Annotated in this window: 15 protein-coding genes; 4 read left to right on the forward strand and 11 right to left on the reverse strand. The window is 37.8% G+C overall.

Going from position 1 to position 13,246, the window contains the following annotated elements; all coding sequences use genetic code 11:
- Positions 1-8: 8 nt before the first annotated feature.
- Positions 9-200 carry a hypothetical protein gene (locus PLEUR7319_RS0122530; RefSeq protein WP_019507501.1) on the forward strand — a complete coding sequence of 64 codons (192 nt, stop codon included), beginning with the start codon at positions 9-11 and terminating at the stop codon, positions 198-200.
- Positions 201-262: 62 nt separating this feature from the next.
- On the opposite strand, the gene PLEUR7319_RS0122535 is transcribed toward PLEUR7319_RS0122530, so the two are convergent.
- The 4 genes from PLEUR7319_RS0122535 to hemF all read right to left on the reverse strand — a co-directional run bounded on the left by PLEUR7319_RS0122535 (position 263) and on the right by hemF (position 2,793).
- Complete coding sequence (locus PLEUR7319_RS0122535; protein WP_019507502.1) at positions 263-568, reverse strand: hypothetical protein; 306 nt, start codon at positions 566-568, stop codon at positions 263-265.
- A gap of 144 nt (positions 569-712) precedes the next feature.
- Positions 713-1,468: a heme oxygenase (biliverdin-producing) gene (locus tag PLEUR7319_RS0122540; protein ID WP_019507503.1), complete on the reverse strand. Its 756-nt coding sequence runs from the start codon at positions 1,466-1,468 to the stop codon at positions 713-715.
- Between the two features lie 44 nt (positions 1,469-1,512).
- A complete protein-coding gene (locus tag PLEUR7319_RS0122545) occupies positions 1,513-1,734 on the reverse strand; it encodes a hypothetical protein (protein WP_019507504.1) in 222 nt (73 codons plus the stop codon).
- A gap of 33 nt (positions 1,735-1,767) precedes the next feature.
- Positions 1,768-2,793, reverse strand: a complete 1,026-nt coding sequence (hemF, locus tag PLEUR7319_RS0122550; protein ID WP_019507505.1) for an oxygen-dependent coproporphyrinogen oxidase — start codon at positions 2,791-2,793, stop codon at positions 1,768-1,770.
- Between the two features lie 237 nt (positions 2,794-3,030).
- Between hemF and acsF the strand changes: the two genes are divergently transcribed.
- A complete protein-coding gene (acsF, locus tag PLEUR7319_RS0122555) occupies positions 3,031-4,086 on the forward strand; it encodes a magnesium-protoporphyrin IX monomethyl ester (oxidative) cyclase (RefSeq protein ID WP_019507506.1) in 1,056 nt (351 codons plus the stop codon).
- A 52-nt stretch (positions 4,087-4,138) separates the two neighbouring features.
- On the opposite strand, the gene PLEUR7319_RS0122560 is transcribed toward acsF, so the two are convergent.
- From PLEUR7319_RS0122560 to PLEUR7319_RS0122585, 7 genes are all read right to left on the reverse strand, one after another.
- A complete protein-coding gene (locus PLEUR7319_RS0122560; protein ID WP_019507507.1) occupies positions 4,139-4,774 on the reverse strand; it encodes a glutathione S-transferase family protein in 636 nt (211 codons plus the stop codon).
- 92 nt (positions 4,775-4,866) lie between these two features.
- The gene (gene hetL, locus PLEUR7319_RS0122565; RefSeq protein WP_019507508.1) at positions 4,867-5,586 is read right to left on the reverse strand and encodes a heterocyst differentiation pentapeptide repeat protein HetL; all 720 of its coding nucleotides are present in this window, start codon (positions 5,584-5,586) and stop codon (positions 4,867-4,869) included.
- A gap of 3 nt (positions 5,587-5,589) precedes the next feature.
- On the reverse strand, positions 5,590-6,291 hold the full coding sequence (locus PLEUR7319_RS42825; RefSeq protein WP_371265401.1) for an LptF/LptG family permease: 702 nt from the start codon (positions 6,289-6,291) through the stop codon (positions 5,590-5,592).
- Positions 6,231-6,755, reverse strand: a complete 525-nt coding sequence (locus PLEUR7319_RS42830; RefSeq protein WP_051044459.1) for an LptF/LptG family permease — start codon at positions 6,753-6,755, stop codon at positions 6,231-6,233. The genes PLEUR7319_RS42825 and PLEUR7319_RS42830 overlap by 61 nt, the downstream gene beginning before the upstream one ends.
- Before the next feature lie 49 nt (positions 6,756-6,804).
- Positions 6,805-7,299 carry a GAF domain-containing protein gene (locus PLEUR7319_RS0122575; protein ID WP_019507509.1) on the reverse strand — a complete coding sequence of 165 codons (495 nt, stop codon included), beginning with the start codon at positions 7,297-7,299 and terminating at the stop codon, positions 6,805-6,807.
- 270 nt (positions 7,300-7,569) lie between these two features.
- Positions 7,570-10,773, reverse strand: coding sequence for a DEAD/DEAH box helicase (locus tag PLEUR7319_RS0122580; RefSeq protein WP_019507510.1), 3,204 nt, complete (start codon positions 10,771-10,773; stop codon positions 7,570-7,572).
- Positions 10,774-10,951: 178 nt separating this feature from the next.
- Positions 10,952-11,623 (reverse strand): HAD-IA family hydrolase, encoded by a 672-nt coding sequence (locus PLEUR7319_RS0122585; RefSeq protein WP_026102710.1) that lies wholly within the window; start codon positions 11,621-11,623, stop codon positions 10,952-10,954.
- Positions 11,624-11,734: 111 nt separating this feature from the next.
- On the opposite strand from PLEUR7319_RS0122585, the gene PLEUR7319_RS0122590 reads away from it, so the two are divergent.
- A complete protein-coding gene (locus tag PLEUR7319_RS0122590) occupies positions 11,735-12,604 on the forward strand; it encodes a DMT family transporter (protein WP_019507512.1) in 870 nt (289 codons plus the stop codon).
- Positions 12,605-12,691: 87 nt separating this feature from the next.
- Entirely contained in the window at positions 12,692-13,165 is a 474-nt protein-coding gene (locus PLEUR7319_RS0122595) for a DUF2656 family protein (RefSeq protein ID WP_036799096.1), read from the forward strand.
- Positions 13,166-13,246: the final 81 nt, after the last annotated feature.

Raw genomic sequence — 13,246 nt, forward strand, 5'->3', positions numbered from 1 at the left:
TATCACATATGAATACCAAGAAATATAAAGCCGTCCTAAAAGCGCGAAAAAGCGTTGCGGGGGTTCCCCCCGTTGAGCTTATTGAGCAAGAAGGACAGGGCTTCAGACCCAAATTTTCGGTGAAGGGAAATATAGATGCTTGTCAGGTTTCTATTCCTCCGTTTAAACCAACTGAGAAAGACAGCAATAAAGATCCCTAAAAATAAATAATTAAATATGCTGACCAAACTTTTTTGATTATCAATTGTTAGCGATCGCGATTCTATTTATCAAAAATAAGCTCTTGATAGTTAGCATATTTAAGAATCAAACGATTGACTTTTTGGTTCAATTTAGCTATTTTTTCTGGCTGTTGAGATAATTCTTGCCAGATTTCTTCATTAGGGCAATTAATGATTAAACTATCATCTTCGGTGTTCCACTTCAGATCGCAGAGTTGAGTTAAGGGAATTTCAGATTTCACGTATCTCAAAGTATCCCCTAACTGCTTGAATTTTTGCAGCCATTCAGAGTTTTGCAGTTCTGCTTTTAGTTTGTTTTCTAAAGGATTTTCAGCTTCGAGATTCATTCTTTGTTTAATAATGGCATTTTTATACAACGATATTATAATTCCCAAAAGCTATACGTTCGACAGATAATACATCGTTCAGATCTGAATCTGATGCCTCTCGTATATACATTCTATTCCTCGCGATCGCCTGCTCAATTTACCCTACTCAGCAGTAACTAAATTCTCAGAACTATCTTCTGAAGAGTGTTCCGTACTACCTCCTCGATCTTCACTGGTAATTTCCGCAAACCTATTCTCGCCAATAGCTGCTTTCACTTCTGGTTCAAGAGAATGAAGAACATCACGGTTAAGACTAAATGCATAATTAGCTTCTGCAACAATCTTGGCTGCTAATTCCTCATCTACAGGAAGAGAATTTAAAGCATCGCGATATTGACCTTTAAAAGCTCTTATTTCAGCGACAGAGGAAAAATTATCAAATTCATAAAACCGAGTTCCTAACGCTTCTGGTAATTCCAACGCTGAACGAACGATATTTTTTAAAGCTTGACCTCCAGAAAGATCGCCTAGATAACGTACATAACCATGGGCAACTAATAAGGCGGGTTCATCGATATTAGGTATCTGATGTAGACGAGCCACATAATCCATTCCAGCTTCTGATGGCGTTATTTTATCCCGCCAATTATTACCGTAATAGTAGGCTAAGTCCTCTTCTAAATGAGCTTTGCGATCTAATTGAGGAAAATAGATCTTACCTAAAATTGGATGATAGCGATGGCACAATAGTTCTGCTTCTAAAGCACTATACACAAAATACAAATTACTCAGCAGTTTACGAAAGGGTTCTCTCGCCACCATACCTTTGAGAAAACATTTCATATACGCTGTATTTTCTGCCAAAGTATGGGATTGTTTTGTTCCTTCTCTTAATTGACTTGCTAAATTACTACTCATCTAAAAGTTACCTCATGATTTTATTAGAGATGGTCTGAATGGTTTTATCGATCTTGGGGATAGGTTTCGTAATATGCGTCCATTTCTTTCTCTGAAACTAAAGGTTTGAGTGCTTCCAGGCGAGAACGCATTAACATTTGGGCAATTTTGCCAATTTCGCCATCGGTAAGTTCGGCTTGAGCCAAATTATCTAAGAGTTGATGGTAGGTTTCGTCTAGCTGATGATATAACTTGAAGCGAATATCTTGGGTTTTGGATTTTGTCATGAGTTTCATGTTATTCTCCTATCTGCTTGATTTTTATTGATTAACCCAATCTTGAGGCTTGAGAAATACTTCGTATAATTCTGTTTCAGGGGTTCCCGGTTCGGGTTGATAGTCGTACTCCCAACGTACTAAGGGAGGCAAAGACATCAAGATAGATTCAGTCCGTCCATTGGTTTGCAAGCCAAAAATAGTACCGCGATCATAAACCAGATTAAACTCTACATAACGTCCCCTACGGTATAGCTGAAAGTTTCTTTCTCTTTGTCCATAGCCAGTATCTTGTCTTTTTTCAGCAATGGGAACATAAGCTGGTAAAAAGGAATTGCCACAACTTTGAACGAAAGCAAATATTTCCTCCCAACTACGATTTACCTTACCAACGCGATCGCTATAAACCCCAGCAGGGCTATCCGTATCGGAACCAGAATATAGCTGACTATTACCGTCTTGATAATCAAAAAAGATTCCACCAATACCTCTTGCTTCTTGACGATGTTTTAAATAGAAATATTGATCGCACCAACGTTTAAAAGTTGGATAGTATTCTGAGTGATGTCTATCGCAGGCTTGTTTAATTGTTTGATGAAAATGTACTGCATCTTCTCTAAAAGGATAGTAAGGAGTTAGATCCACTCCACCACCAAACCACCAAACAGAACCCGCCTCAAAATAACGATAGTTAAGATGTACCGTGGGAACATAAGGATTACGAGGATGTAGCACCATTGATGTTCCTGTGGCGTAAAAATCTTGACCGGCTGCTTCAGGATGCTGTACCAAAATTGAAGGGGGAAGACTATCTCCCCAAACTTCAGAAAAGTTCACTCCTCCTTGCTCAAACACTCTCCCGTCTTTGATTACACGAGAACGTCCTCCGCCTCCTTCTGTTCTCTGCCAATTGTCCTCCCTAAATTTAGCTTGACCATCAAGTTGTTCTAAACCCTGACAGATATCATCTTGTAACTGCTGTACAAAATTCTTGACTTGTTCTCTGGAATTTGTAGGAGGAAGAATAGATTTATTTGTAGTTTGAGGATCAATTACAGTTTGATTTCTCATTTGGATAATTTTAGTTTGTTTTCCTGATATATAACTATATAGCAATGTATTTTAGTTACTAGCTTGTTTGATAAAACTTTATGTTTCTCTATTTAGCCTATGAACTTAATGATTTTTACTATCTATCAACCAGTTAACGAGGAGACATATTCTGTTAAGAATTGATAAATACAGGTTCAAATTTAGTCTATTGCGATTTATATATTAAATAGCCAATCAGTTATATAGCTATTGAATATGATTGCTACTACGCCTCAATCCACTGTTAAAACCTCTACTGAAGAAACCTTACTCTCACCTCGTTTTTACACTACAGACTTTGATGCGATCGCCAAGATGGATATTTCTTCTCAAGAAGAAGAACTTAAAGCCATGATTGCCGAGATGAAGACAGATTATAATCGCTATCATTTTGTCCGAGACGAAGAGTTTAAACAATCTTGGGAACATATTGATGAGAAAACTCGCCGTGTTTTTGTCGATTTTCTGGAACGCTCGTGTACTTCGGAATTTTCGGGTTTTCTACTGTTTAAGGAATTATCTCGTAAACTCAAAGGTCGCAACCCAATTTTAGCCGAGATTTTTCATTTAATGGCGCGGGATGAAGCTCGTCATGCTGGTTTCCTCAATAAAGCGATGAGCGATTTTAATATTTCTCTCGATCTGGGATATTTAACGAAACATCGTACCTATACATTCTTTAAACCAGAGTGGGTAATTTACGCTGTCTATCTTTCTGAAAAAATTGGTTACTGGCGTTATATTTTGATGTATCGTCACTTAGAAAAACATCCCGAATATCAATTTTATCCCCTCTTTCGGATGTTTGAAAGTTGGTGTCAGGATGAAAACCGTCACGGAGATATTTTTAAAGCGTTACTGCGATCGCAATCAAAGATGTGGAACAATTGGCAAGCTAGATTATGGGCGCGTTTCTTCCTCTTAACCGTATTTGCCACCCATACCCTAACTGTTCATGAACGGGCTGATTTTTATGAAGCTGTAGGCTTAGATGCCCAGAAATATGATCGCAAAGTAATTCGTAAGACTAATGAAACCGCAGCCAGAGCTTTTCCTGTAAATCTCAATATAGATCATCCTCAATTTTTCCCACGGTTAGAACGTTGTGCAGATCGCAATGAAAAGTTAAAAGCGATCGATTCTAGTAATGCTTCCAAGTTAGTTAAGTTTTTGCGTAAGTTACCGTTAATTACTGGTATTTTTGTTGATTTATTGCGTTTATATTTACTCAAGCCAATTGATGCTGAATCTTTACGAGGGACTGTACGTTAGAAAATAAAATCAGCGATCGCTAGTTCTCAATCTTACTGTTAGGGCGATCGCCCTAATCTACTTGGGCATCAACATCAATATCAGCCCTTTGTAGAGCAGAACGCTGTCCTAATTTAGTTATATAAGCTTTAACTGGACTCTCATCAGTTAGCATTCCTAATTTCGATGCCCATAACAATACACCACCGGTTACTATATCCGCAGCAGTGAAACGATTTTCTACTAAATAATCATTATCTTGAAGTAATTGATTAAGTGGTTGACATACTTTTGCAAACCATTCCTTTACTTCTTCTGAGGTCACTCTGGTTTTTTCTGCTTTCGGTAATACTTTTTCTGGCAAATTGGGTAATACGTGAAACAAATATTGTTCCACTGGAGCCTCTAAGGTCAGGGAAGCATAAAATAACCATTGATAATAATAAGCCCGAGCAGGTGAATTGATCTTTGGAGCAAAGCCTTTTTCAAGATATTTATCAGCAAGATAAGTACAAATTGCTGCGGACTCAAAAATAGTTACCTGATCGTCAACTAAAACGGGAACTTTCCCATGAGGATGGAGTATACGATACTCAGGTTGGCGAGACATTTCCATGGAAACGGTAATTAATTCGTATTCAATACCCATTTCCTCTAAAAGCCATCGAGGGCGAACTGCTCTTGTTGTGGGAATATAGTAAAGTTTCATTTCTCGAACTATAAAAAACTAGATTTTGATTAAAAGCATTGCTGAGTTTGAATATCTTGAATATATAAGTAAAATACTCAAAAAAAACTATTCTAAACACTTTTATAAACAGTACCATCAGGCATAATTGCTTCTCTAAGATCGGCATCTGTTAAGATTGTTCCTGTTAAATCAGCACCCGTTAAATCAGCTTTGGATAAAATTGCACCGGTGAAATCGGCATAGCTTAAATCTGCACCACGCATACTCACTTCAGTTAAATCCGTAGCTAAAGCAGTTTCTCTCCTACCCTTACTCAAATTAGCCCGACAAAGCCTAGCTCCATCTAACTTAGCTTGATATAAAAGAGCCATACTCAAATTGGCGTAGCTAAGATCCGCATGACTCAAATCAGCTTGACTAAGATTAGTGCGATAATCTGAGGCTGGGCGTAAGTCTACTTCAATCATTAGGGCGTGGCAAAGTTTAGCACTACTGAAATTTGCTCCTTCTAAAATAGCTTTAATCAGGTTAGCTTTTTCTAAATTAGCTTGAGTTAAGATTGCTCCACTAAGATCGGCTTCTCTTAATTTAGCTTCAAATAAATCCGCTTGAGTTAAGTCTGTACCCCAAAGTATGGACTCACTTAAATCCGCTGAACGCAAACAAGCATAACTAAAATTAGTTCTGCCAAGTCGTGCTTGTCGCAAATCTGCTGCATTTAAATTAATACTGCTGAGATTGACTTTGATTAATTCAGCTTCTCGTAAATTCAACTGAGGAAAGCTTCTTTCCCCTGCTGCATATCGTGTCAATATTGTTTCTAGTACCATAGTTTAACGATTAACATTGACTAACAAGTAAATACCCCCAATTAAACATAAAATATTGGGTAGCCAAGCTGCTAACCAAGGTGATAGGACTCCCACAATGCCCAATGAATCGCTGGCAAATCCTAATAGATAATAAAAAAATACAATCCCGACACAAAGACTAAATCCTTTTCCTCTATTGATTTGGGAATATTTAGCCCCTAAAGTTGACCCTACCAAAGCAAACACCAGGCAGATAAAAGGGAAGGCATATTTTTGTTGAATTTTTACCTCAAACTTAGTTATCTCAGTTTTTTTACCGTTATTTTTGATGATCTTTAAATATTCTTGTGCCTGACGAATATTCATCTCTTCGGGACTACGTTTTTTCCTGGCAATTTCAAACATAGTTGCCGATAGGGGTAATTTGAGGCTACCGAAGTTTTCCGTAACCATGTCTTCAATACGGGGGTTTATATGGTTAATTTCAGCAGCAACTAAATTCCATAGTTGTTGTTCTTGATTCCAAGTAGCAGATTTAGCCGTAACAATCTGACTTATTTTTCCCTGAGCAAAATAAATAACTGTTATTCCTTGTAAAATTCGCTCCTGATATTGCTCGGCAAAATAGATTTTATTTAGCTTTCCTGGTGCAGATGAAGCATTTAGACCCTTTGATTGATATTCAGCATAAAAGATATTTTTTTTTGCAGGTTTAATTCTGATTGATCAACAAAAGGAGTTTGGACTAAGTTTGCTTGATAATTTGCCCCAGGCACGATTAATTCATTAAATAAAAAAGTTACTCCAGTGACTATTAAGCTAAATACCAAAGCTGGGGTAATGATGCGATAAAAATTAATCCCAAAACTAGCTAAAGCAACTAGTTCGCGATCGCGACTCAGGCGACCATAAATGATTAAACTAGCGAGTAATATCGAAATAGGTAAGGCATAAGCGATATATTCTGGTATTTTGTAGCCAAAAATCAAAATGGCGACAGTAATTGGTAATTGGTGTTCGGTAATTTTATACCCTAAGTCGGAAACTGTTCCTATCGTTACTCCCAAAGAAGAAAATAAGCCGACACTAAATAAAAAAAATACACTTAGTTCTTTGACTAAATAACGATCTATTAAAGATATACGGCAGCGAAGCAGGTTCTTAATACTGTTGACCTTTAATTTCATTTATTTTTGAAACTCCTAACTTCGAACTCCGAATTCCAAACTCACTTTATCAACCCTGACGAATTGCATGAGCTTGAGCAAGAGTTGCTGCCCCTGTTTGCATAGTTTGGATATTGTCTGCTGACCAATCAAAAGGACTTTGGCAATGATGAGCAATTAGTAAACCCCATAATCCTTTGGGAGGTAAAACGGGTACAACTAAATTAGCCTTTACCTGAATTGTGGTTAAAAAATCTCGGTGACATTCCGCAATCGGTGCCGTTTCAATATTAGCGATCGCACTGACTCTGCCTTTCTGATATAGAGCAGCATACTCGCCGTTAAAACATTCATCAGGTCCCGTTGAACCAAAAATTGAATACTTTGAGGAACTAAGAGATTCAAAAGTCACTCTGCCCTGCCATTGACGATAAAAATAATAAAGAACCACTCGATCAACATCAAGTTTTGCTCTGATATCGTTGGTCACGTCCTGAACTAGTTTATCTTCAGCAAGACTTTTAGACAGACGATTAAACAGCTTTTCTAAACCAGGATCGGGCATAATAGAGGGAGTAACACTGTAAAATTCCTTGATACGTCTAATTGCTCAGTTAATTTCCAAGACTGGGTAACATCATAAAGTTTTTTGGCGCTTCAGTCAGATACTTAAATTTTTTTTTAAGATAAATAAGTTTTTTTTGAATGCTAATCTTTGGTTCAGTAAGTACATATGCAAAATTGATTGTATATTCGATACTCCTTTTCCCCTTCCCCCTTTCCCTTTTACCAATCCTAACTATTAAATTAATTTTGCACGACTACTTATTTGACTCTACTCATCGATAATTGCATCTCTATCCAATAGCAATAAATTACGTAAACTACTATTATCAAAGTCTGTGAGCCATTGTTCTCCAGCATTTACCGTCTGTTCTGCAAGGTCTTTTTTACTTTCAATAATGTCATTGATGCGTTCTTCCAAAGTACCTGTGCAGACAAATTTATGTACCTGAACATTGCGTTTTTGTCCAATGCGAAAAGCTCGATCTGTTGCCTGGTTTTCTACCGCCGGATTCCACCAGCGATCGACATGAAATACATGATTGGCTCTGGTTAGATTAAGCCCCGTACCACCAGCTTTCAGAGAGAGAATAAATATTTTAGGTCCATTGGGTTCATTTTGGAAGCGGTCTACCATTTCTTGTCTGGCTTGACGGCGAGTAGCACCATACAAGAATAAAACTTCTCCTTGTAATTTACTTTCTAAATAAGGTTTTAAGATTTTGCCCCACTCAGAAAATTGGGTAAAAATCAATGCCCGATCGCCTTCGGCAATAATCTCATCTAACATCTCCTCCAGGCGTAATAATTTACCAGAACGATTGGCGAAGCCACTGCCCTTCGGGCAATCGCCAAAATTGTCTGACTCTAATTTGACTTTGACTTTTTTATTCTTAGTTTCTGCGAGTAATTCAGGATGATTACAGAGTTGTTTGAGACGCAACAAAAGAGTCAGAATCAACCCACGACGTTTAATTCCTTCAGAGTCTTCGATTTCTTGGAGAGAATTATCTACCAGTTGTTGATAAAGTTCTGCTTGTTCGGTAGAAAGTCCACAGTAGACATTCATTTCCTGCTTTTCTGGTAAGTCTTGAATGATATTCTTATCAGTTTTTAAACGGCGAAGAATAAATGGTTGCGTCAAAGATCTTAAGATATTTAAAGATTCGCGATCGCCATATTTTTCGATCGGCACGGCAAATCTTTTTTGGAAAAAATTACGATTCCCCAAAAAACCAGGATTGAGAAAGTCTAAAATTGACCATAATTCTCCGAGGCGATTTTCTACAGGGGTTCCCGTTAAGGCAATACGGAATCCTGCGGGAATTTCTCTGACGGCTTGAGATTGTTTAGCGGAGGGATTTTTGATATTTTGGGCTTCGTCTAATACTACTCCTTGCCATTCTATAGCTGAAAAAGTTTTTAAATCTCGATAAACCAAGGAGTAACTGGTAATTACCAATTGTTTATCTTGGACCTGTTTAGCGAAGGTTTTTCCCTGCTCTCGTTTATCGCCATGGTGAATAATTGTTTTTAATTTAGGGGCAAATTTCTTCACTTCTCGCTCCCAGTTGCTAATTACGGAAGTAGGACAAACTAGTAAAGTCGGCTTAGTTAAAATATCTTGTTGTTGCAAATTAAGCAGGAAAGCTATTAGTTGTATCGTTTTCCCTAAACCCATATCATCCGCCAAACAAGCCCCTAAACCCCAAGTTTCCAAGAAAGATAACCAACCAACTCCTTTTGCCTGATAAGGGCGTAACTCACCCGAAAAACCTTTGATCTTTTTAACTGGTTCAACAGTTTTATGATCCGATAAATTATCAATTAATCCTGCTAATACTCCCTTAGACTCAAACTTAACTACAGGTAATTTGGCTAGGGTTTTGGTATCCCCAGTGGATAAACGTAAGGCATCTTCCACCGATAAATTCAACTGCTCATTAGATTTATCTAATACCGCCTGAGCAGCTTTAACATCAGCAGGTTGGAGTGCAATCCACTGCCCATCTATTTCTACTAAGGGGGACTTTTGAGCCAGCAATTTTTTGAAATCTCGCTTAGAAACAGTGTGTTCACCGAAGGCAATTTCTAATTTGTATTTCAGTAAACTTTGCAGACTTAAACGTTCTCCTTTTTTTTGATTCACGCTAGCAGTCATTTTAATGCCTAACCTTTGTTCGCTTGTGCCTGGGGTTAAACCAGGAGGCATAACTACTCCTAAACCATTGTCTTTTAATTGCCAAGCGATCGCTCTGATAAATTCATAGACTTGGATGGGATTGAGGAGACAAGATAAGGGCTGGCTTTGTTCGAGACTTATTTTAATTGGTTCATAAATACGACTAGCCAAACCCAAACCTTTTAAGAGAATTTCTTGGGGATTTTCGACTGTACGACGATTAATCGTTAGGGTATCGATGGCACATTGCCAAATTGTGGCAGCACCAATAATATAATCAGGATTATCTAACGCCTGTAAATAATAATCTAAATACCAATCATTCTGTTCTCCGTCGGGTGTAGTTTTGGTCGGCGGAGTGAGGACAAAACAAACACGATAGCGATTTTGTCCTAAGTTATTATTCTGACGATTGACAATATATTCGCTGATGGGTAACGTCCAATTATATAGAGCATTATTTAAGCGATTAATACTTTTCTGTTCTGCTTCTAATACTGGAGACTCTGAAAGTGATTCTAACCAAGGATAAACCGTAACATCCTTAACGTTACTAGCTTTGTAATCTGTCCAGATACGCAATTGAGCATCTAAAATTAAGGAAAGCGATCGCAATAACAGCTCTTCGTCAGTGGTTTCTGCTTCCGATTCTTCAGCATCAAGATAGGCCAAACAAGCTTCTGGGATAGCTTGGGTGAATTTTGCTAACCGCACACGATCAACTTCGCTATCGATTAAGGGTTGCCAGATACTTCTGTAACTAGTTTCTGTTGACTTAGGAGCTTCAATTCCAGGTAAAAACTTTTGCCTGACAATTAAATCTAATACCCAGCGATAAATGTGCGACCAAAAACAAATATCTCCTGCTAGATACTGAGTACTTGCCTGTAAAGAACTCAGAGATAAAACTTGCAATAATTTTATGGTTTCATGGGGAGTTAAGCGAAACCCTTCTACCTCCCAAAGATATGAGTCTAAAGTTGACTCAGATTCTACGTTATCCTTGGCAAAAACGGGTTGTATCTTCTTGTTTTCTCCTGAGCCAGTAATAATCGTCGGAATGGCAATCAATTGAGTTTGCCACTTACTATTGTCAAATAATTCTGCAAAATCTAGTTCATGGCTTTTAAGTAGCTCCAATAACTCTGGGCAAGATAAATCAAAAGGATGAATTAAATCACCTGCTTCATTAGTCGTATAATTTTCGTTAACTAAAGAACGCCATACTTCTCCCCAGATAAAGAAATAATCTTTACCTGCATTAACACTCCAACTGCCGTGAATAATTGACATAATTGATAACTTAAAAGCAAAAAGTCGTCTCATCTCTAAACACATCTTTAAATTACGTTCGAGAAGAAACTAATTAAGACATTGCCTCAGTTTACCAATTTTCAGAGATTAAATAGATTTCTATAAAAAGAGTTAATTTCCGTTGCCTTTTTACTTTTGCTGGCTTATACGACTAAAATCAGGACATTCCTGGTAAATTCCATGCTTGAGGATTGAACTCTGTCATCGAATTTAGTACCTGAGTTGCATCCTGAAACGGTTGTTTGTCAAATACAGGATCGGGAATAATAACTACAGACATCTCTGCCGCGATCGCCGCTTTCATTCCCGCCAGAGAATCTTCAAACACTAAGCACTGTCTAGGGTCAGCATTTAATCTCTGAGCTGTCAGTAGAAAAATATCTGGGGCCGGTTTTCCTCGCTTTAGTTCAGGATCATCCCCTAGGGTCATTACTTGAATCATGTTTGACCATTGCTGATGATTCACCATTTTCATCTCAAAATGTTTACGGGTCGAACTAGAGGCGATCGCCTGAGGAATTTTATGTTTTGCTAGGTGTTGAATCAGTTCTCTGGTTCCTGGTAAAGCTTGAGCTGTGGAATACAAAGGATAAAGTAGTTTATTTCTCTCAACAATATATTCTTCAACTGTGAGAGGAATTGACAAAGTATCTATGATTATTCTGGCTGAATCTATGGTTGTTCTTCCCGCGATCGCAATTTTAAGCTTCGCATCAAAAGATTTGCCGTAGCGTTGCACAATCTCACTATTTACTTGTTCATTTAGGGATTCTGTATCTAACAGCAATCCATCCATGTCATAGATAACGTGGGTAATGGATTTAAACATAGATTTTAAAAATAACAATTGACCTTATATTGATTTAACACTACATTATTAATTCAAAAAATTTAGCTAGATTACGATTAATACTAGTCCCCTAAAATTGCTATTTTTTATATGACCAAAAGTCAAAATATTATCTATGGGGCATGTTACATTGTTGCTTCCGAATTCAGTTTTGCTCTCAGTGCAACCATTATTAAGTTGGTATCAGCCAGCTTACCTAATGAATCGATTGTATTTTTCCGCAATTTATTTGGATTAGTTATCCTAACTCCTTTATTAATCAAAGCTGGCTCTAAAATACTACATACAAATTGCTTGCATCTGCATTTGCTCCGGTCTGGTTTTGGGATGGCGGCTATGTATACCTTTTTTTATGCTTTGGCACATATTCCTCTGGGAGATTCAATGTTGATCAAGTCAACTATCCCTTTAATTATCCCCTTTATCTCTTGGTTCTGGCTTCAAGAAAGTATTACGCAGCCAGTAATTTTAGCAGGAGTACTAGGATTCATTGGAGTTTTCTTAATTTTAGACCCCACGGGCAATACTGATTGGGCTAGCTTAGTAGCATTAGCTAGTAGCGTAATGGCTGCTCTGGCTTTTGTCACTATTCGTAAGCTATCCGCAACCGAGCCACCATTACGCATAGTTACTTATTTTGCCATTTTCGGTCTTGCTATCTCCTCAATTCCTCTTGCTTGGACTTGGCAAACTCCTACTATAAATCAATATTTCATGTTAGTCGGTATTGGCTTAACTACAACTATCGGTCAACTGCTCTTAACCCGTGGATATCAAAATGCCCCAGCCTCCAGCGTTGGTATTTTTACTTATACTTCTGTCCCTTTTGGCACGTTTCTTGGTTGGCTTTTCTGGGACGATCTATTAAAAACTAACTCACTTTTTGGTGGTGTTTTAATTATTCTTGCTGGCTTCATCATTTTGCGAACTAAAGTGGTGCCGAAACAACCTAAAATTTAGGGTGTGTCATCATTTGGGGGAAAGATGATCAACCCTAGTGGTAATCAAGTATGTTTAAAAATAGTCATTTAAAACTAATGAAACACTGTGAGTGATAATTCAACAGGGAGAATGCTACTTTCCCACAACTTCAACCTCAACAATAATGAACTTCCCACCCTTAACCGAGAAGAGTTTGCCCAAGTATTTATCGATGGACTAAGTACAAAGGATAATATTAGCTGTAGCTACATTAAAAATCCTCATTGGGTGGTAGAGATTCTTTTTCCCACAGAAGAATATACAGCCCCAGAAATTGGTCAAATGTGCGGCGAGATCTTAACCAGTAGCAGAAAAAATGATCTTTCTCGTTCTCAACTCTCTACTGACACTTTGATCTTAGGTGGCAAAAAAACTACTCCTGCTACTAGTACATCTACTACCTCTCTACAAATTGGCGAATGGGGAGTAGATGTAGTAGAAACTTTAGAGGCTGTTCTTTTCCTCCAAGCAATTAATTGGGATAATCTCACTGCAAACAAGCCCAAAGATGATATTTTTAGATTTGACTTTTTAAAATGACGTTAACAATTTCATAAATCCCAACAAAGTCTCTCGGAGAGCATACCTGCGGCGAAATTCTTGGTTTGCGCCTTGCTTCAA

The organism is Pleurocapsa sp. PCC 7319 (genome assembly GCF_000332195.1).
Classification (GTDB): domain Bacteria; phylum Cyanobacteriota; class Cyanobacteriia; order Cyanobacteriales; family Xenococcaceae; genus Waterburya.